Origin of the sequence: Bradyrhizobium sp. 87 (genome assembly GCF_023073015.1) — a bacterium.
In the GTDB taxonomy this organism is placed as follows: Bacteria; Pseudomonadota; Alphaproteobacteria; order Rhizobiales; family Xanthobacteraceae; genus Bradyrhizobium; species Bradyrhizobium canariense_D.
This window is the reverse complement of sequence record NZ_JADPIQ010000128.1, coordinates 210,978-231,125: the sequence shown is the minus strand read 5'-3', so window position 1 is coordinate 231,125 and position 20,148 is coordinate 210,978. Positions and strand designations below refer to the sequence as shown.

Annotated in this window: 16 protein-coding genes; 4 read left to right on the top strand and 12 right to left on the bottom strand. The window is 65.0% G+C overall.

Annotated features, from left to right (window positions below; translation table 11 throughout):
* Position 1: 1 nt before the first annotated feature.
* From IVB50_RS32445 to IVB50_RS32420, 6 genes are all read right to left on the bottom strand, one after another.
* On the bottom strand, positions 2 to 595 hold the full coding sequence (locus IVB50_RS32445) for a hypothetical protein (protein WP_018453069.1): 594 nt from the start codon (positions 593 to 595) through the stop codon (positions 2 to 4).
* 77 nt (positions 596 to 672) lie between these two features.
* Positions 673 to 2,073 carry a selenium-binding family protein gene (locus IVB50_RS32440; protein ID WP_247299231.1) on the bottom strand — a complete coding sequence of 467 codons (1,401 nt, stop codon included), beginning with the start codon at positions 2,071 to 2,073 and terminating at the stop codon, positions 673 to 675.
* Between the two features lie 259 nt (positions 2,074 to 2,332).
* Complete coding sequence (locus IVB50_RS32435; protein WP_026232453.1) at positions 2,333 to 3,274, bottom strand: dihydrodipicolinate synthase family protein; 942 nt, start codon at positions 3,272 to 3,274, stop codon at positions 2,333 to 2,335.
* A gap of 124 nt (positions 3,275 to 3,398) precedes the next feature.
* Positions 3,399 to 5,480, bottom strand: a complete 2,082-nt coding sequence (locus tag IVB50_RS32430; RefSeq protein ID WP_026232452.1) for a methyl-accepting chemotaxis protein — start codon at positions 5,478 to 5,480, stop codon at positions 3,399 to 3,401.
* A 133-nt stretch (positions 5,481 to 5,613) separates the two neighbouring features.
* Entirely contained in the window at positions 5,614 to 6,384 is a 771-nt protein-coding gene (locus tag IVB50_RS32425; RefSeq protein WP_018453065.1) for an enoyl-CoA hydratase, read from the bottom strand.
* A gap of 17 nt (positions 6,385 to 6,401) precedes the next feature.
* Entirely contained in the window at positions 6,402 to 6,869 is a 468-nt protein-coding gene (locus tag IVB50_RS32420; RefSeq protein WP_026232451.1) for a MarR family winged helix-turn-helix transcriptional regulator, read from the bottom strand.
* 209 nt (positions 6,870 to 7,078) lie between these two features.
* Here IVB50_RS32420 and IVB50_RS32415 point away from each other — a divergent pair, with 209 nt between their 5' ends.
* Together IVB50_RS32415 and IVB50_RS32410 are read left to right on the top strand one after the other, a co-directional pair.
* Positions 7,079 to 7,534 (top strand): ATP-dependent Clp protease adaptor ClpS, encoded by a 456-nt coding sequence (locus IVB50_RS32415; RefSeq protein ID WP_247299353.1) that lies wholly within the window; start codon positions 7,079 to 7,081, stop codon positions 7,532 to 7,534.
* A complete protein-coding gene (locus tag IVB50_RS32410; protein WP_247299229.1) occupies positions 7,531 to 8,793 on the top strand; it encodes an ATP-binding protein in 1,263 nt (420 codons plus the stop codon). The genes IVB50_RS32415 and IVB50_RS32410 overlap by 4 nt, the downstream gene beginning before the upstream one ends.
* 21 nt (positions 8,794 to 8,814) lie before the next feature.
* Here the strand turns inward: IVB50_RS32410 and IVB50_RS32405 are convergent, their stop codons facing one another.
* From IVB50_RS32405 to IVB50_RS32380, 6 genes are all read right to left on the bottom strand, one after another.
* Positions 8,815 to 10,476 (bottom strand): tannase/feruloyl esterase family alpha/beta hydrolase, encoded by a 1,662-nt coding sequence (locus IVB50_RS32405; RefSeq protein WP_247299227.1) that lies wholly within the window; start codon positions 10,474 to 10,476, stop codon positions 8,815 to 8,817.
* 77 nt (positions 10,477 to 10,553) lie between these two features.
* Entirely contained in the window at positions 10,554 to 11,798 is a 1,245-nt protein-coding gene (gene serA, locus IVB50_RS32400; protein WP_018453061.1) for a phosphoglycerate dehydrogenase, read from the bottom strand.
* A 99-nt stretch (positions 11,799 to 11,897) separates the two neighbouring features.
* A complete protein-coding gene (locus tag IVB50_RS32395) occupies positions 11,898 to 13,130 on the bottom strand; it encodes a rhodanese-like domain-containing protein (RefSeq protein ID WP_018453060.1) in 1,233 nt (410 codons plus the stop codon).
* A gap of 78 nt (positions 13,131 to 13,208) precedes the next feature.
* Positions 13,209 to 14,402, bottom strand: a complete 1,194-nt coding sequence (locus IVB50_RS32390) for a PepSY-associated TM helix domain-containing protein (RefSeq protein WP_018453059.1) — start codon at positions 14,400 to 14,402, stop codon at positions 13,209 to 13,211.
* Between the two features lie 63 nt (positions 14,403 to 14,465).
* Complete coding sequence (locus IVB50_RS32385; RefSeq protein ID WP_247299225.1) at positions 14,466 to 16,790, bottom strand: TonB-dependent siderophore receptor; 2,325 nt, start codon at positions 16,788 to 16,790, stop codon at positions 14,466 to 14,468.
* Between the two features lie 204 nt (positions 16,791 to 16,994).
* Positions 16,995 to 17,879, bottom strand: a complete 885-nt coding sequence (locus IVB50_RS32380; RefSeq protein WP_018453057.1) for a dihydrodipicolinate synthase family protein — start codon at positions 17,877 to 17,879, stop codon at positions 16,995 to 16,997.
* Between the two features lie 181 nt (positions 17,880 to 18,060).
* On the opposite strand from IVB50_RS32380, the gene IVB50_RS32375 reads away from it, so the two are divergent.
* Both IVB50_RS32375 and IVB50_RS32370 read left to right on the top strand, forming a co-directional pair.
* Entirely contained in the window at positions 18,061 to 19,473 is a 1,413-nt protein-coding gene (locus IVB50_RS32375) for an FAD-binding oxidoreductase (RefSeq protein ID WP_018453056.1), read from the top strand.
* An 8-nt stretch (positions 19,474 to 19,481) separates the two neighbouring features.
* Complete coding sequence (locus IVB50_RS32370; protein WP_018453055.1) at positions 19,482 to 20,147, top strand: GntR family transcriptional regulator; 666 nt, start codon at positions 19,482 to 19,484, stop codon at positions 20,145 to 20,147.
* Position 20,148 lies beyond the last annotated feature (1 nt).

The window sequence follows — 20,148 nt, the reverse complement described above, 5'->3', positions numbered from 1 at the left end:
GTCAGTGCCAGCTCGCGAGATTGAAGCCGAAGGCCACAACGCCAACCAGAATGAGGCTGGTGGCCCAGATTACATCCAGATTGAACCAGCTTCGCGAGACGAACCTCAATCCCAGATGGCGGTAGACCAGCCACGCCAGACATCCGCCGGCGCTGACCATGGCAGCGACGTGCACCAAAGACACCAGAACCGCCATCCCGAGACTCGCCTTCATCAGCGCGCCGGCGGCCTCATGGCCGGCATCGAGTTCGAAGGCCTGGCAGAGCCCGAGATAGATCGGCACGAGCATCAAGGCGGCGCCGTGAGCAATGGCAACGGCAAATGACCAGAGCGCCAATTGCGTCGGCGGAATTCGTGCCAGCGCGCGCGGATGGCGCCGCTCGACCAGCCGATAGACGCCGAAGCCGATGACGAAAAGGCTCGCGCCGAGCTGGATCGAACGCTGCCACTCGGCCAGCACGAGCAGGAACGCGAATGGCAGCAGCACGAGAAGCGTTGCCAGGAGATGTCCGGCGGCCAGAGCCCACAACGCACGAAAGAGCGCGCGCGGGCTCTTGTCCATGAGCCCGGCCGAAACGGCGAGCGGCCAGCCCATTCCCGGATTGACCCCGTGATAGAGACCGCTCGCAACAAGAGCGAGCCACAGCCAGCCGAGGCTCGCGTGTGCCCAATCTAGGCCGACGGGTAGCAAAAGGAGTCCGTCGAACAATCGCCGCCCTCCAGCCTGATCTGGTGCGCACGATATCCGTCGGGGAAGCTCACGAAGTAGTTCTTGTCGAGCTCGAAGCCACCATTGCGACCGACATTGGCCATGACTTCCAAACCCGGAACGCCATCGGGATAGAACTGGTCATCCCAGGTGGAATAGAGCGAATTGGTCCAGTACACCCGCCTGCCGTCCCGGCTGATCTCGACCATCTGCGGACCGGCCGCAAATGCCTTGCCGTTCGGATGGGGGGTGCGGCGCGCGATGCCGCCGATGTGAACCGAGCCCGCAAGCTTCGGCTTTCGCGGATCACTCACGTCGTACTGGCGCATTTCACCCGTGCCCCAGCACGAGACATAGAGAAAACGATCATCCATCGACAGGTCGATGTCGGTCACCAGCGGCGGCACGGCGCCAAAGCCCTGAAGCAGCGGCGGGAGCTTCTCCTTTGGCGCAGGCTCGGGCGGGATCGTCGCCGTCTTCTCCGCATGGAATTTTCCGCCTTCGCGCCACCAGGTCCAGATCGAGGCTTCGAGATTCGTGGTGTCGACCACAACGCCTACAAAGCCGTATTCGCGAACCGGATCGTGCGCCGGCCGTACCTCCAGCGCCATCTGATGATTGGCGCCGAGGTCGATGGTCTGCACGTTGCGACGGGCGCGGAGATCCCAGAAGTGGAGACGATGGCCATATTTGTTCGCCAGCAGATCTTCCGGGACGATCCCGTTCTCGAACTGCGGCGGCAATGCCCATTCGCTCGTCACCACGTAGTCGCGCGGCAGGTTCCACCAGAAATCATAGTGCAGCGTCTGCGGACCGCGGTCGATCTCCCATCGTCCAAGGACCTCGAACGTCTCGCAATCCATGATGAAGACGCCTGGAGGCCCGTTGGTGCCGTCCTTGCCGCCGCCGCCGAGCGTGCTCACATAGACGCCGTCCGGCCCGCAATGGATGGTGTGCGGCCGCGAATAGCCGGTCTTTTTGAAGACTTCCTCGGGCTCGATGATCTTGTGGATTTTGGCTTTGGTCGGATCGGGCTTGGTATCGATGATGTAAATCCGCGACGAGCGCAGCCCGGGGATGATGAGATAGCGCCGCTCGATGAAGGCATGCCCAGTGAGCGGCGACAAGGCGGAGGAGCAGGCATTCCAGCCGAAGTGATGAAACTCATCGCCCTTGTTGGGCATCGTCACGGTGTGGACGATCTGGCTGTAGGTCGGCGATCCCGGCTTGGCGTCGATCACCGCGAGAGCATCCGGTTTCGAGAAATCCGGACTGAGCAGCAACGTGTAGGCAAAGTTCTCCGCAGGAGCTTCCATCGCAAGCTTGGGCGATGCGTGAAAGGTGGGATCCGGCCTCATCGTCATGGCACTGCCTCCCTGTTTCGTTGGTTCGCACCAACCTGGTTCGGAATAGCGGCATAATGAAGAGCTGTTGCGCGATGTCTTGAGTTGCTCCGCGGGCCAGGTTGGCGAGCGTACAATATGTCATCGCCGGGCTGCGGGAAACCGCCCGAACCGCGTTAATTCGACGCCTTCAGCCAGATGGAAGCTGGCGGGATCAGGCCAGGGGTGCGCACCTCACACTCAGCGTCGTCCCGGCCTTCGCCGGGACGACAGCGTTGCGCTACTTCCCCCACCTCAACGCCAGCGCATCGCGCTCCTTGGCCAACTCCAGCAGCCCGGCCCGCGTCGCCGGGTGCAACGGCTGGAGCGGATGCCGCACCGTGTCCGACTTGATCACGCCGCCGGCCTGCATCATCGCCTTGCAGGCGATCAGGCCGCATTGGCGGTTTTCGTAGTTGATCAGCGGCAGCCAGCGTTCGTAGGCGGCTTTGGCCTCTTCACGCTTGCCGGCGAAATAGGGATCGACGATCTGGCGGATGCCGTCGGGATAGCCGCCGCCGGTCATCGCGCCGGTGGCGCCGGCATCGAGATCGGCGAGCAGCGTGATCGCTTCCTCGCCGTCCCAGGGACCCTCGATATCGCTGCCGCCGGCGTCGATCAGGCTGCGCAGCTTTGCAGCCGCGCCCGGCACCTCGATCTTGAAATAACGGATGTTGGCGAAATCGCGCGCCAGCCGCGCGAGTAGCTCAACCGACAGGGGGGTGCCGGCGACAGGCGCATCCTGGATCATGATCGGAATCTTGATCGCGCCCGACAGCACCTTGAAGAATTCGACGACGCCTTTTTCGGGCACGCGGAAGGTGGCGCCGTGATAGGGCGGCATCACCATGACCATGGCGGCACCGGCCGCCTCGGCCTGCCGGCTGCGCGCGGCGCAGACGGCCGAGCTGAAATGCGTGGTGGTGACGATCACGGGAACGCGGCCCGCGACATGCTCCAGCACCGCATGCATCACGGTCTCACGCTCGGCATCCGTGAGCACGAACTGCTCGGAGAAATTGGCGAGAATGCACAGACCGTTCGAGCCTGCGTCGATCATGAAATCGATGCAGCGACGCTGTCCCTCAAGGTCGAGTTCGCCGCGCTCGTCGAAGATGGTGGGTGCGACCGGGAACACGCCGCGATAGGGGCGCTGGGCCTTGTGGTGGGGCGTGACCGGCATCGAACTCTCCATCCCTGATATCTCTTACATCTGCCGCGACGCTCGCACAGCGCCACAGATGTACCCGCCGCGCGCATCGGCGGCAATGCCGATCGCGCGACGTAAGGACGGAAGATTGTCGAAGCTATGCGGTCCTCACCGCGCCCAAAAAGCCCTCGACCGCGACGCGGAGACGATCGGCGTCGGCGGACATTTTCGTCACGGACACCGACAGGACCGAACCGGCATTGCCGGTCTCCTGGTTCAGCCTGGCGACGCTGCCGATGGTGTCGGTGACCTCGCGGGTTCCCTGCGCGGCCTGCTGGAAGTTGCGGGAGATCTCGGTGGTGGCCGCACGCTGCTGTTCGACCGCTGCCGCGATCGCCGTCATCTTTTCGTCGATGCCGCTGATCGCGCCGCCGATCGCGCGGATGGCCGCGACCGCCTGGCCCGTCGCGCCCTGGATCTCCGCGACCTGGCGGGAGATTTCTTCCGTCGCCGTCGCCGTCTGCGAAGCGAGGCTCTTGACCTCGCCGGCGACCACGGCGAAGCCGCGGCCGGCCTCGCCCGCGCGCGCGGCTTCGATGGTGGCGTTCAACGCCAGGAGATTGGTCTGCCCTGCGATGGCGTTGATCATCTTCACGACCTCGCCGATGCGGCCAGCGGTCTGATCGAGGATTTCGACCGTCGCATTGGTCTGCGCTGCCTGCGACACGGCTTCGCGGGCCTCGCGGGCGCTGGCCTGCACCTGCGCGGAGATCTCGCCGACGGACGCCGAGAGTTCTTCGGTCGCCGCTGCGATGGTCTCGAGATTGTTGGTGGCCTGCTCGGCGGAGGAGGAGACCGCCGCGGTCTGGCTGCTCGATTCCGAAACCAGTGAGCGGACGTCAGTCGCGGTGGCATCGAGCTCCTTGGTCGACGCCGCAACGCTGTGAATGACGGCTTGCACGGTGTCGTCGAAACTGCGGCAGGCCGCATCGACGGTGCCGGAGCGGGCGAGCTGGAGCGCCTGCTGCGATTCGCGCTCCTGGCCCAGGCGTTCCGCGGTCGCCGCGCTCTCGCGCAGGCTTTCGAGTGCGGCCGCCATGGTGCCAAACTCGTCGGGATACCTGGATTGCGGGACGGGCGTCGCGTAGTCGCGGGCGCTGATCTTGGCGATCGCGTCCAGGATGGCGCGCACCGGGCGCATCAGGCGATTGCGCACCACGTACACGCCGGTCAGGGTCACGGCCAGCGCGAGCAGGAACGCGAGCGACTGCACGACGAGATTGGTGAGCGCCTTGGCCTGCACCGTTTCCGCCCGGACGATCGACTGGTCGAGCGCCTTGTTCGCCACCGCGACGATGGACGCAAAGGGTGACTGACACAGCGTATTCCATTCCGCGGCGGGCATCGCGGGCTTACCGCTGCCGTCGAAATTCTTGGTGAGGTCGCCGATCTGCTTGAGGGCACCGTCGGTCTTGGCCTTCGCGTCCGCCGCTGCCGTCACCAGCTCCGCCGCCACGCCGGGCGCGGCCAGCAACTCGGCCATGCCCGCCCAACCGGAGGCGATCGTGCCATCCCATTGCGCCACTGACCGCTTCTGAGCGTCGTCGAGCGGCTTGCTGGCGTTGACGTTGGAGCGAAGGGACGAACAATGGATACCATAACGATCGCGCACCTGCCAGGCGAAGCGCCGGACCTGGATCATGCGGGCGATGAAGGGGTCGTCCATCCAGGCGCGGTTCGACACCGCGGTGGAAGCGAGGTTGGCCGTTTCGATCACCTTGGTGACGCCATCATACCAGGAGTTGGTGCGCTCGATCTTGCGCTCCGCGCGCGGGCGCTTGGCCTCGTCGTAGAACAGCTGGAACTGCGGCGCGGCGGCGCTCCAGCCCTGCTTCAATGTGCCAGCGAGTTCGTCGCGGCGGGCGAAATCGACGGTGGCGAGCGCGGCGCCGATGGCGTCATAGCCGCCCTGCTCGGCCTTCTCCGCCGCCTCGAGTTTTGCTCGCGGATCATCCTCGCCGAGGATCGCGCTCTGGGCATCGCCGCGATTGTTGCGCAGCGCCAGCACGCCATGGAAGATCGCCTTGTCGGCCGCGGCAAGCCGCGCGGTCTCGAGGCTGTCGCTATAGCGGCCGAACGCCCCAACCATCTGGATCGCCGTGGAGGCCAGCGCACCCGCAGCCAGCAGGGCCATCAAGGTCAGAAGGAGCGAACTTACCGATTTCTTAAACATTGCCATGGTGTCGGGGGCCTGGGTCGGGGGCCTATTCTTTCGAGCGCCACCTTGCCCGCGACATGCCAATGTTCCGTTAAGGTTTTAATCGAATGGGCGTGAGTTTCCGGCCCGACGAGCCTCAGCGCAGTCCCGGATATCACGCAACCTTGGTGAAATCCGGCGGGCGGCGTTCCGCGAACGCCGTGAAGGCCTCGCGCGCCTCAGCGGTGCGCAGGCGCAGCCCGAACTGCTCGCCTTCGGCATTCATCTGCGCGACCAGCGTCTCGCCGTTGCGCATCAGCTTCTTGGTGGCGGTGAGTGCGCCGGCCGGCTGACGGGCAAGACGCTGCGCCAGCGCGAGCGCCTCGGCATCGAGCTTGTCGAGCGGCACGACGCGGTTGGCGAGCCCCCATTCCAGCGCGGATTTGGCCGGCACCGTCTCGCCCAGCGCGAACATCTCGTAGGCCCGCGCATAGCCGATGCGCGCCGGCATCAGCAGGCTGGAAGCTGCTTCCGGCACCAGTGCGAGGCTGACGAAGGGCGTCGACAATTGCGCGTTGGCGGCAAGCACGACGAGGTCGCAATGCAGCAGCATCGTGGTGCCGACGCCGACGGCGCGGCCCTGCACCGCGGCCACCAAGGGCCGGGAGCAGCGCGCCAGCGACTGGATGAAGCGCACGACGTTGCGGCTTCCTTCCGACTTGCCCGCCGCGACCGCCGCGAACTCGCCGACATCGTTGCCGGCGGTAAACATGTCGCCTTCGCCGCGGATCAGGATCACGCGGACCGACGGATCGTGCTCGGCTGATTCGATGGCATCGGCGAGCTTGCCGTACATCGCATCCGTCAGCGCATTCTTCTTGTCGGGGCGTGCCAGCGTGAGCGTGAGAATTCCGCCGTCGTTCCGGATCCGGACGTGCTCGGTCATGGGTCTCTCCTCTATTCCTATGGATCTCTAGAAAGCTCTGTTGAAAGCTGTCTTGGAAACTTGTCCTGAATGCTGGTCAGCCAGCGCGCGACGATATCGATCTCCGCACTGGTGAATCCGTCCGTCAACGCCGCGTTGACCCGTGCCGCGCTGGCCTTCGCCTGCGCCAGTGCCGTCCGCCCCTTCGGCGTCAGCCAGACGCGCCAGGCGCGACCATCCTCGTGATCCGCGCGCCGCTCGACCAGTTTAGCCGCCGCCGTACGGTCGACCAGCCCCGAGATGCCGGCCGGCCCCATGTCGAGCGCCGCGCCCACCTCACCCATCAGGACGCCGTTCTGCTTGCCGAGGATGAACAGCAGCCCCGCTTGCGCCGGCGTGACCTCGCTCGAAGGCTGCGCCGCCATCCAGCGCTGCACGCGCCGCTGCGCCACGCTCAACAGGTAGATCAACCGATGGTGTCTCGCGCCCTCGTCTTTATTTCGCATGCGAAATAGATAATCGAGGCGGATCAGATTGTCAAAGGACGGCAGCTGGACATGTGCCGCGGCAGTCGTCGAGGAACAGGGCCGCCCCGGCGCACCAGGACCTCACCCACCAATCGCAATTAGCCGCCGCCGTCACGCTTGACGGCCGCTTCCCTTTATGTTCTCTATTCGTTCTATTCAATCATAGATTGTCCCGGAGGCCTTTCGTGATGAACAGTATGCGTGGCGAGAACCAGCCGACCCAGCTCATAATTCATAATGACGATGATACGCCGGACCAATTCGTGATGGATCTGCTTCGGCAGGTTTTCGGCAAATCAGACCGTGAAGCGACCGCGCTGATCACCCAGATCGAGCAGAAGGAAAAAGCGGTTTGCGGACCTTACCCGCAATCGGTTGCCGAAGCCCTTTTCAAATCTGCGCAACAATCCATCGAATTGGCCGGCCACCAACTGCAGGTCACGCTAGAGGCGGTCAAGAGTCCTTGCGAACTCTGTGGCAAGCCTGAGGGACAGACCGACGTTCGTATCGGCAGCCGCACGGTCTGGCTGTGCAGCGAATGCAAGCGGCGGATGAGCCCTCGAACGAGCGAGAGGAGAATTTCGACTTTGCATGCGACATTCTCGATTGGCACCTTGCCAGCACTGCGCGCAGCAAACTCGTGACCACGATCCGCCAATTTCCCGGCCACATGCGGGTCGATCTCCAGGCCGCCGTCGACCGGCTCTTCGGCAAGGCCATCCGGCTGGTGGGACTGAACGAGGAGCAGCGCTACGAAACGCTGTCGATTCCACGACTGCTCAAGGAGGGCCGCTATGCGATCGCGATTGCCCCGCTGCAATATTCCGACGTCGACGTAGGCGAGAAGAGCCCGGTCAAGTGTCTGGATAACGGGCTGTGGCTGTGTGAGCAGGATCATCTCCGCTATGCGGTTTTGCTCTGCGCACACCGCGAATACAGTCGCGAGCCCGGAATTCGGATCGAAGTCCTGGTACCCTCAGGTTCCGCAGGCGCGGCTCTCGTCCAGCAATGCTTCAGTGAATTGGAAGAAGCCGTACAGGCTGCGCGGACCTATCGCGGCAAGATCCTGTCGCTCGATGCCGATTCCGACTATCGCGGTCGCTCGCGCGGCATCACGGTGCATCGCTTGCCGCAGGTCGCGCGCGACGAGGTGATCCTGCCGGAGCAGACCCTGCGGCTGCTCGATCGCAACGTTCTGACCTTCGTCAACACCCGAGACCAATTGCGCCGGCTGGGTCAATCGACACGCAAAGGCATCTTGCTGTACGGGCCGCCGGGCACTGGCAAGACCCACACGATCCGTTATCTCGCAACGCATTTGCCCGGGCATACGACGCTGATCATCACGGCCGAGCAGATCGGTCTGCTCGGCGCCTATATGAGCCTGGCACGGTTGCTCCAGCCGTCGATGGTGGTGATCGAGGATGTCGATCTCATCGCCCGCGACCGCGATGACATGGGGCCGTGTGAGGAATCCATGCTGAACAAGCTGCTCAACGAGATGGACGGGCTGAAGGAAGACGCCGACATCCTGTTCGTCCTGACCACCAACCGGCCGGAGGACCTCGAGGGAGCTCTCGCGGGTCGCCCCGGCCGCATCGATCAAGCCATCGAAGTGCCGCTGCCAGACGAGACCGGCCGCGGCAAGCTGGTCCGGCTCTACGGCAGGGGATTGCCGCTCGAGGGGGCCGTGATCGCGGAGGCTGCCCGACGCAGCGAGGGCACGAGTTGCGCCTTCATCAAGGAGCTGATGCGGCGGCTGGCGCAAGGAAGCATCGCGCGGGACGGCGGCAACACCGTGATCTCGGCCGATATCGACGAGGCGCTTGACGACATGCTGTTCTCCGGCGGCCGGCTTAACGCGCAGCTGCTCGGCGGCGCGCAGGCAATGGCCACCGGGTGACGCTCCGAAGTGGCGCGCCTGCTACGGCGCGCACATGAAGCTCGACGCCTCCGTCACTGGGCCGCTCTTGTAGTGCGGCCAGGCCGGCCAGCGGCACAGCGGCAGCGCGCGAAGCGTCGCAAACGACGGCGCCTCGACCTTCTGCTCGGTAACTTCCAGATCGCCGGGCGCCCTGCCCTTTTCGACCCAGTCGACCAGCACGCTCAGCATGTCGACATTGGCCGGCGCGCCGGAGCCGACATGGTCGACCCCTGGCGCGGTGTAGAGCCGCGCGAACTCGGCCGTCTCGGCTTTGCCGACCTTGCGTTCGACGTTCTCGAAATAGCGGATGCCGGCATAGGGGCTTTGCGCGTAGTCCGCCATATGTTCGAGCATGATCAGCCGGCCGCCGCGAGCGCGGAAGCGGCTGAGGTCGGGGTCGGTGGAATCCATCAGGCTGGAGACCTCGAGCAGCCGCGCCTTGTGCGCTTCGGGCTTATACGTCGTCACGTCGAGCTTGGGATCGCGCGCGAACACGTATTGGATGCCGCCGGCGCCGTAGATCCAGGCGATGCCATTATTGGGCGCGGGCGGCTGCGCGGGAGGCGCCGTGCCAAGCCACCACGCGACCCAGCCGCCGGTCGGGCCGACCGCCGGCGTGTCCTCGCCCGACACGCCCCAGCCCGGATAATCGTCGAGGCCATTGGCGAGCGCGAACGGGAATTTGTAGGTCGCATGCAAGGTCTCGATCGCCTTGATCTGTGCGTCGGTGAGGCACTGATCGCCCGTCTTGCCGCTCGCGCAACGCAGCGTCTCCACCTTGAAGGCCGCCTTGCAGGAAACGGGATCTTGCACCAGCGCGTCATCGGAGCCGTCGGCCTTGTCGCAAGCGGCCCGCACGGCATCGCCGACTAGCTTCACCTGCGCCGGATTGACCCAGCCATCACCCATGGTCACGAGCCCCGAACGCGTGCCGGCATGCTGCAGGCCGACCCAGTTGATGACGGGCACGCGAGCAAAGATGCCGTCGAAATCATCAGGGTAGCGCTGCGCCATGGTGAGGCCTTCGCGGCCGCCTTCGGACGACCCCATGAAGTACATTTTCTCCGGCGCCTTGCCGTAAGCGCGCTGCATCAGCGCGACGGCGGCATCGCGCACCTTCTTGTAGGCGCGATGGGCGAAATTCTCGAAGGCTTCGTCGTTGAGCGCGAACAGCTGCGGCGGCTCGCCCGGCTTGGACTCGTGACCGGAATCGGTGCCGTAGGTGACGAAGCCGCGCGCGAGCGGCGACGGCTTGTCGAAGGGATAGGCCGGCGGCAGCGCCAGGCCCGTGATCAGCACGCCATTGAATCCGCCGCCGCCATATTGCAGCGAACGGCCGTTCCATTCGACGGGCAAATTGACCTGAAACTTGATCGGCGGCGCCTTGGGATCGGTGGGATCGATGTGGCCGAGCACCTTGCAGAAGCCGGGATTGGCGGGCGTGACGCGCCCCGACGGCGTCGGGCCGCGTTCGGCGACGGCCAGTTGCGACGGCGCCAGCAACGTCGCCGAATCCACCTTCACGGCGTCAGCGCCGCCGACGAGGCCCTTGCAGACAGTGTCCGCATCCTCAGTCAGCGTCACCGCTGAAGCGGAATTCGCGCCCAGCGCGCCCGCTGCGCCCACCAGCAATGCGCACAGCTTCACATGGATTTGCGCCATCGTTTCCCCCTGAGTTTCTGTTCGTTATGTCAGCAGGCCGCATTCAAGGCGCCCTGCGGCCGCTCGTCAATGCAGTGCTAGTGCTCAAACACCAGCCGCGCGCCGACGGTGCCGTCGAGGGCGCGGATCTGCTGGAGCAGCGCGCCTGAATCCTGGCCGCCGAGGTCGGCATCGAGCACGACGTAACCGAGGTCGCCGGAGGTCTCCAGATACTGCGCAGCGATGTTGATGTCGCGCTGGAGGAAGACCTCGTTGAGCCGGCGCAGCATGCCGGGCACGTTGCGATGGACGTGGCTGAAGCGCGCGCCGGAGGGACGCAGATGCAGCTGCACTTCCGGAAAATTCACCGCGCCCGTGGTCGATCCGGTGATGAAAAAGTCGACCAGCTTGCGCGCCACCTCGCCGCCGATGCGCTCCTGCGCCTCCTCGGTCGAGCCGCCGATATGCGGCGTGAGGATGACATTGCCGAGGCCCTGCACCGGGCTGTTGAAGCGGTCCGAATTCGAGGACGGCTCGACCGGAAACACGTCGATGGCGGCACCCGCGAGATGGCCGTCGCGCAGAGCCCCCGCCAGTGCATCGAGATCGACGACGGTGCCGCGGCTGTTGTTGATCAGAAGGGAGCCGGGCTTCATCGCCCGCAGCTCCTTCTCGCCGATCATCCCTGATGTCTCCGGCGTCTCCGGCACGTGCAGGCTGACGACATCGCTCTGCGCGAGCAGCTCCTCCAGCTTCTCGACTGGCTCGGTGTTGCCGTGGCGGAGCTTGTCGGTGCGGTCGAAATAGATCACGCGCATGCCGATCGCCTCGGCCAGGGTCGAGAGCTGCGAGCCGATATTGCCGTAGCCGATGATGCCGAGGGTGCGGCCGCGCACCTCGCGGCTGCCGGTCGCCGACTTGTCCCAGCCGCCCTCATGGGCCGACACCGAGCGCGGGAAAATGCGCCGCAGCAGCATCACGATCTCGCCGATCACGAGCTCGGCGACGCTGCGCGTGTTGGAGAACGGCGCGTTGAACACCGGAATGCCGCGCTTGCGCGCCGCCAGCAGATCGACCTGGTTGGTGCCGACGCTGAAGCAGCCGACGGCGAGAAGCTGGTCGGCCGCTTCCAGGACCTGATCGGTGATCTGGGTGCGCGAGCGGATGCCGAGCAGCGACACGCCCTTGAGCGCCCGCCGCAAATCCTCGCCGTCCAGCGCCTTGGTCAGGCGCTCGACATTGGTGAAACCCGCCGTTCTGAACAGGTCCACGGCGCTGTCATTGACGCCTTCGAGCAGCAGCGCCTTCGCGCTCCGCTCAGGGCTTCGGCCTGGGACTGACATGAAATCTCCGTGGGTCACAGCTTCGCCGCAGCTCATAGACCGCGGGGGATGCGCAGCACAATAGGGTTCGGATACGGGGAGAAGATGGCGGAGCGGTCGTCAGATCACGTAAAACCCGTGCGTCCCGTCCAGACGCAATTGTTCGACCAGGCCATATTCCCAGTCGAGATAGGCCTGCATCGCGCGTTCGTCGACGCCGGTGCCTTCATAGGGGCGGCGGTAGCGGTGGGCGGGGTCGGGCTTGGGCAGGACGTGCGGCGGACCGATTTCGAGCGCGCCGTCATAGCCGCCCTCCCACACATAGACCTCCCAGCCCATCTGCGCGAGCCAGGACGCCGTCATGTCGGCGCGGACGCCCTTATCGTCGGTCAACACGATACGCGCGCCGCGCACCGGTGCGGCCATGTCGGTTTCCTGGACGAGCTGTCCGCCGGGATAGTGGCGAAAGCCCGGGAGATGGCCTGCGGCATATCCCTCGGCGTCACGCACGTCGAAGCGATAGAGCGTGCGATCGGTCTGCGCGACAAGCGCAGCCATCTCGCTCGCGCCGATATGGCGGACACCGGCGCGATAGGCGACGTCGCGCGCATTGGCCGGGCCGCCCTCGAACGACCCGATCGCGCCACGCCTGTTAGCACCATGGTCGAGCGTGTGCCGCGCCAACGTCCAGCCGATGGTGCCGTTGCGCAGCGCCCGGACCTTGTTCGGCACGCCGGCATTGATCAGCGATTGGGTGCCGATGATCGAGCGGGTGCGGCCGGCGCAATTGACGATGATGGTGGTGTCGGCATCGGGTGCCGCCTGTCCTGCCCGCAGCACCAGCTCCGCGCCGGGCACGCTGACCGAGCCCGGAATGTTCATGGTAGCATATTCGTCGAAGCGGCGGACGTCGAGGATGGCAATGTTGGCCTTGTCCGCGATGAGTTTTGCCACCTCGTCGGCACTGAACGAGGGCGTGTGCCTACGCGACTCGACCAGCTCGCCAAAGGCTTTGGAGTAGGAGTTGACGTCCTCGAACATTTGATAGCCCGCGTCGCGCCAGGCCTTCAGTCCGCCATCGAGCGCGCGGACGTTGGTATAGCCGAGCGCGGCCAGCCGCTCGGCACCCGCGGTGACGAGCCCTTCGCCGTCATCATAGAGCACGATCGGCACATTCTTGCGCGGCAGCCTGACGTCCGCTTCGATCGCAATCCGATCGGCAGCCATGTTGGCGGCGAACAGCGGATGTCCCGTCGCGAAACCAGCCTCGTGCCTGAGATCAAGCAACGCGATCTCCTCGCGGAGCAGCAGTGCACGGCGGATGTCGGCGGGAGTGACGGTGGTGATCTTCATGGCGTAAACCCTGACGAGGATTGGCCATGGGCTTTTGAACGATTGCAGAAGTGTTGGCTAGCCTTTGCGGCAGCCCGTTCATTCGCCGGGAACGAGCCGCCCGAGCCGTGGCTGCGCCAGCCGCCTCAGCTTTCGACGCGACAAATAAAGCAAAACGCCGGTGACCGCGAACAGCGGCATCAGCACAGCCGCGAGCATGAACGCGAGCTTGCCGGGCCAGCCCAGAAATGCGCCGCGGTGGATATCGAGCACGTTCGCGATGGTCTTCTCGCCGAGGGTCTTATCGGAATAACGCTCCGCAGACACGAATTGGCCTGTGATGGCATCGACGCGGAATTCGTCACGGGTGGTGTCGAGGGTCGAGTCTTTCCCCCAGGAGCGGATCCGTATCACCGTGCCCGGACCGGCGGGCAGCGTCAGCAACGCCTTGGAGAAACGGCCGCCCTCTTCGTGCAGGAAGGCGGCCCACGCGCGATCAAAGCCGATCGGCTGTGCCGTCTCGCTGACACCGGCAGCACGCGACGCCTTTGTGGGCATCTTGGGCTGCATCTTCGCCGCGGCGATCTGCGGGCGCGACAGCAACCAGACGACGCCATCCTTGTACCAGTCGAACGAGTACCAGAGCCCGGTGAACGTCATCACCAGATAGACCGGCAGGACCCAGGTGCCGATCACCGCATGCAGCGACCGATGCAGACCGCGGCCACTGAGCCCGAGATTCGGCTTCAGCCACATCTTCACGCTGCCTGCACGACGCGGCCAGCGCAGCACGAGGCCCGAGATCAGCATCACGATCAGGCCGAGCGCGGCCACGCCCGTGATCTGGCGCCCCCAGCCCTTGGCATCGCCGGGAATCAACAGCCAGCGATGAAGCTTGCGCACGGTCGCGAAAAACTCTTCGCCGTCCGGTGTGCCCAACACGCGCGCGTCATAGGGATCGACATAGAGCGAGGACGGCCGCGCGCCTCGTTCGTCGCGGGCGAAGCGCACATGCACCGCGGCGGACGGATCACTCGCCAGCGTCACGGCGGAGATTTTGCCGACGTCCTGCGCCGCAGTCAGGCGCGCAACCAGTTCGTCCGGCATCAGCGCCGGTGCCTGGCGCGGCGCGACCTGCATGATGCCGGCGTTGAGATGATCGACGATCTCGTCCTCAAAACTCATGATCGCACCGGTCAGTGCGATCACGGCGAGCAGCAGCGCCAGCACGAGGCCCGCGATGGAATGGACATGAAGCAGAGCGGCCTTGATCGCGCGCCAGGACTCACGCATCGGCGCGAGCCCTCCTGCTCGGCGCGATCATCCGAAGGGCGTCCCTGCGCGACATGCCCATCGCTAAAACTTCACCGTCGCCGACAGCGAGACCCGCCGCGCGTCGCCGAGGGCGACGTTCAGATTATTGACGGCGGAGGGATAGTAGACAGTGTCGAACAGGTTCTTGACGTTGAGCTGGTAGATCACCGGCGTGTTCTGGTATTTCATCTCATAGGTCGCGAAAATATCGGCGACCACATAAGAGGGCAGGAAGAAGGAGTTGATCGAATCGCCGGGACGATCACCGACATAACGCGCGCCGCCGCCGAGGCGGAGCTGACCCGGCAGGGCTGTGCCGAAGTCATAGACCAGATAGAGCGAGGCCGTGTTCAGCGCGACGTTCTGCAACTTCCTGCCGAGCAGCGTGATGTCCTCGGATGCCGTCACGCGGGCGTCGGTGTAGCCATAACTGCCGATCAAGGCCCAGCTATCGGTGATCCTGCCGGTGACGTCCAACTCGACACCGCGCGAATGGGCACGGCCCACGGTGTGGAGTTCTACCACGCCTGCGCTGTTCGTCTTCGTCGTCTGCACGTTCTTCTTGTCGAGATCGTAGAGCGCCAGCGTGCCGGAGATGCGCTTGTTCAAATCGAACTTGACGCCGGTCTCGTATGACACGCCTTCTTCCGGCGCGACGTTGGAGCCGATCGTGACGCCGATCGGCGCAATGGTCGAATTCGGCTTCAACGATTCAGTATAGCTCGCATAGAGCGATATCTGGTCGGTGAGCTTGAAAATGGCGCCGCCGAGCGGAAGCACCTTGTCCTGGGACACATTGGTGTTGGTGACAAACGGCTTCCCGCGCCCGGCGATCTGGTCGTAGTCCATGTAGCGCACGCCGCCGACCAAGGCGAACCGCTCTGTCAGATGCAACGTGTCCTGGACGAACATCGACCACTGGCCGAGCTTGTCGGTCTGCGCACTGTCTGGATTGGACACCGTCGTTCCCGGCCCGATCAGGCCGTAAACGGGATTGTAGACATTGAAGGCGGGCGTTATCTGCCGGATCAGATTGTCCCGGTAGATGGTGCGATACTGGCCGTCGCCACCGAACACCACATCATTGCGCATGTCGCCGAGCCAGAAGCCGCCTGAAATATAGGACGTTCCATAGCTGGCGTTGCTGAGCGAACCCTGCGTGCCGTCGTTGCTGCGGGTCTCGGCGCCTGTCGTGAAGTTGATGCCGGTGATACGAAGCTGGTTGGCGCTGAAGGTCTCGGTGTTGTAGCTGTAGCCGGCGTAGAGCTTCCAATCATGATTGAAACGGTGCTCGACCGACGCCTGGATCAGGTCCGACGTGCCCCACGTGTTATTGAAGGGCTCGTCGAGCCGGCGCGTCGTGGGAACTGCCAGCGGCGCCTGCGTCACCGGATTGAACGCCGTGCCGCGATCGAACGGATAGATGAACTCGCGATGCTCGTAGTTGAGCTGCACCGTGGTGTCCTGGCCATACCAGGCCAGTGACGGCGCAACCAGCATCTCGCGGTGGCGGCCGAAATTCCGCCAGTAATCCTCGCTGACGCTGTAGCCGATGAAGCGATAGGCGAGGCCTTGATCACCGATCGGACCGGTGATGTCGAGCAAGCCGTCGGCGCCGGTCTTGGAAGCACTGAAGGCCGAACCAAGCAGCGTAACCGAGCCGTGCTGGTACAGCTCCGGCCGCTTGCTGATCGTGTTGACGATGCCGCCGGGATCCATGATGCCGTAGAGCAGCGAGGCCGGCCCCTTCAGCACCTCGACGCTTTCGACTGCGGGATTGAAGCTGCGCCCCTGCACCAGCGGCATGCCGTTGCGCATGATCGAGCCGTCGCGGTTGTCGCCGAAGCCGCGGCGGATGACCGCGTCCTGGCTGCCGGCGAGCGTGTTGGTCTGGGTGATGCCGCTGACGTTGATCAGCGCGTCGTCGATGTTTCGCGGGAGCTGGTCCTTCAGCACCTGCTCGGGCACCACGTTGACGGCCTGCGACGTATCGAGCGGCGAAGCGCCGCTGCGCAGCGTGGTCGCGCTCGGCATCGCGCGGTAGCCGAGCTTGGCGGCCTGTTGCGCGGCGGCTTCCGCGGCCGCGCGCTCCGAGAGCGTCGGCGCTGCGGGTGCGGGATTGCGATTGCGCTGGCGCGCGGCGGTCTGAGCGCGGCGTGGGGACTGGTCCGATGCACGCGCCGCTTTCGGCCGCGGTGCCGGCGCCTCGACCGTCACCGGCGGCAGAGCCGATTGCGCTTGGGCGGCCGTCGCGCTGAAGGAAGGTGCGCCGAGCAGAACGGCTGCTCCAATGAGGAGGACTGCGCAGCTCGTGCCGGCAGGAGTTCGACGGCCGCTGACGCGCTGGCCATCCAGATGAGCACGCACTTTCGATTCACTTCCAAGTCAGACGCAGAAGCTGGCGCGTCTAACAGCCGTTGTTCGTGAAGAGAACCGCAAGCGGCCTTGAATCGCTCTAGTGTTGAATGGTTCTAGGCTTTGATCGCTATTCGACAATCCTCGATGGATTGCGCAGCGACCGCGACACGCAGCGCGCGAATTCGCGGCAACGTGTCGCGGCTTCCCGCGATCTCACGCGATCGCGGGAGCCATCAGCTCGTCGAGCTTGCGCTTGAGCGCGGTGCCGTCGGACAAGGCCCGGAGCGGCGGCCGCACGCGTAGCCAGCTCGCGTCGCCCGTCTGTGCCGCGAGGATGGCTTTCAGCGTCGTGAGGAAGGATGGTGATTTCACCACGATGTCCACGGCAGCCTGCATGCGTGCTTCGACATCCTTGCCGTCGATCATTGCCTTGACCAGCTCCGGCGCGATGTTGGCCATGCCGCAGATGGTGCCGGCACCGCCGGCGGCGATCGCGCGGGTGATGTCAACCTCGTTGCCGACGGTGATGGCGAGCTCGGGAGCGGCGGCACGGAACGCCTGGAACTGCTTGAAGTCGCCGCTAGAGTCTTTCAGGCCCGCAACGACCTTGCCGTAGCGCTTGCGCAAATTCGCGGCGACGCCGGTCGGGATCGCGACACCCGAGATCTGCGGGATATGATAGAGGTAGGCACGCAGGCGATCGTCGGCGACGCCGTCGAGGATCGCCGCAAAGGCATCCTCGATGCCTTCAGGGCTGACGCTTCGGTCGAAGTAAGGCGGCAGATACAGCACGTGACGCAGGCCGAGACCGAGCACGGCACGCGTCAATGCGATGCTGTCGCCGATCGCGGGGAAGCCGCCGCCGATTCCAATTCGGTCCGGCGCAACGCCGGCCTTGAGCACGGCTTCGATGGTCGCGACGCGTTCGGCGACATTGAACGAGGTGCCCTCGCCGGTGGTGCCGAACAGCACGACACCGTCGATGCCCTTACCGAAGAGTTGCTTGCCGTGGGCGGCGAGCTTGGCGGAGTCCACGCTGCCGTCCGTCGCCAGCGGCGTCGCCGAAGCCACCCAGAACCCGCGAATTGCCTCCGTCATCACACACCATCCGTTGCTGTGGCTTCGGACCAGGCGTCTGGTCTCGGACGATCAAACCAGAGCTTGGCAAGCCTTGTTTTTGCTTTACTTTCGGGCTTGTACCTTACATACAACAAAGGCGCAAATCCTTTCCGCCGTCATGGCGCGCATAACACGCAGCCAGATTCCGAGGAGGTCTCGCATGGACATGGTGACCCCGGTCGAGCGGCCCACCCAGTTGCTCGGCGCCTTGCGCGACAGCCTCGGCGCGGCCGCCGTGCTCGTTGGCCCGGACGTGCCCGCGCGCAATTGCAACGACTGGAGCGCGAGCCTGCCGCAAACGCCGCTCGCGGTGATCCGCCCGGTCGATGCGCAAGGCGTGGCCGACGCGATTCTGACCTGCCGGCAGGCGCATCTGCCGTTCGTGCCGCAGGGCGGATTGACTGGGCTGTGCCGCGGCGCATCGCCTGAAGCAGGCTGGGTCGCGATCTCGCTCGAGCGCATGAGCGGGATCGAGGAGATCGATCACGCCTCGATGACGATGACGGTGAAAGCAGGCACGCCGCTTCAGACGATCCAGATGGCAGCCGACGAAGCCGGCTTCTTCTTTCCGCTCGATCTCGGCTCGCGCGGCTCCTGCGCCATCGGCGGCAACCTCTCGACCAATGCCGGCGGCAATCGCGTGATCCGCTATGGCATGACGCGCGAACTGGTGCTCGGGCTCGAAGTCGTGCTGCCCGACGGCACCATCATCACTAGCCTCAACAAGCTGATGAAGAACAATGCCGGCTACGATCTGAAGCATCTGTTCATCGGCTCGGAAGGCACGCTCGGCATCATCACCCGCGTGGTGCTGCGGCTGTTTCCAAAACCGCGTTCGACCATGGCCGCGCTCTGCGCGCTCGAGGACTATGCCGCGGTGATCGCGCTGCTCGGCGCCGCGCGAAGCGGGCTCGGCCCGCTGCTGTCGGCGTTCGAGGTGATGTGGCCGGATTACTGGGACGTGATCACGTCGCGCGCAGGCGTCAAGCCGCCGGTCGCCGCAGGCCATGGCCTCTACGTGCTGGTGGAAGCGCAGGGCACCGACGAGAGCCTCGACGCACCGCGCTTCCAAAGCTGGCTCGAAGAGCTGATGGAGCGCGGGCTGCTCGCCGACGCCGCCGTGGCGCAATCGCTGGCGCAGACGCGAAGCTTCTGGCGCGTGCGCGACATCTGCGCCGAGTTCGGCCAGGTGTTGGGTCCGCACATCTCCTACGACATCGGCCTCGCCGTGGCGCGGATGGACGAGTTCGTCACGCGCTGCAAGGCGGCGCTGGCTGATGGCGTCGAGGGATGCGAAAGCGTCTATTACGGCCATATCGGCGACGGCAATCTGCATCTCGTCTCCTGGGTCACCGGCCTTGCCGTCGAGCAGCAGCCGAAGGAAGAGATGGACGCGATCATTTACGGTCTCGTGCGCGAGATGGGCGGCAGCGTCTCGGCCGAGCACGGCATCGGCACGTTGAAGAAGAAGTGGCTGGGTCATGCCCGCAGCGAGGCCGAGATCGCGCTGATGCGAACGCTGAAGGCCGCGCTCGATCCCGATCATCTGCTCAACCCCGGCAAGGTGATCTGAGAGAGCCAATGCGATCGCTGAAGCTCGATGCGCCGAAATCGCTGTCGCAGCGGGTGATGCAGCGGCTGCGCCAGGCCATCATCGACGGCGAGTTCGCGCTCGGCGCCGCCATCTCCGAGGAGATGGTGGCAAACTCCTTCGGCGTCAGCCGCACCCCGGTGCGCGAGGCGATGGGTCAGCTGCAGGCGCAGGGCCTCGTCGTGATCCGGCCGCAGGTCGGCAGTTTTGTCTTTACGCCAAGCGCGGAAGACATCACCGCGCTCTGCACGTTCAGGATCGCGCTGGAGCCCAAGGCCGCTGAGCTCGCCTTCCGCCATGATCGCGCCGGTGCGATCGCGACGATGAGCGAGGCGATCGCGGCGATGGAGCCGGCGATTGCAGCCAGGGACAACATCGCCTATGGCCGCGCCGATGCCGCTTTCCATGAGGCGCTGTTCGCCCATTGCGGCAACCGCTATCTCGCCGAATCCTATCAGCTCGCATCTAGCCGCGTCGCGGCACTCCGCACCAATTTGACTTCGCCGATCGACGTGCGCACGCGCACGTCTTTCGACGAGCATCGCAAGCTGCTCGATCTGTTCGCCCGCGGCGAGTTTGCCGCCTTCGCGACGCTGATGACCACGCACGTCACCAATTCTGGCGTGGTCTACGCCAAAGCGCTGCAGGTCGATTGAG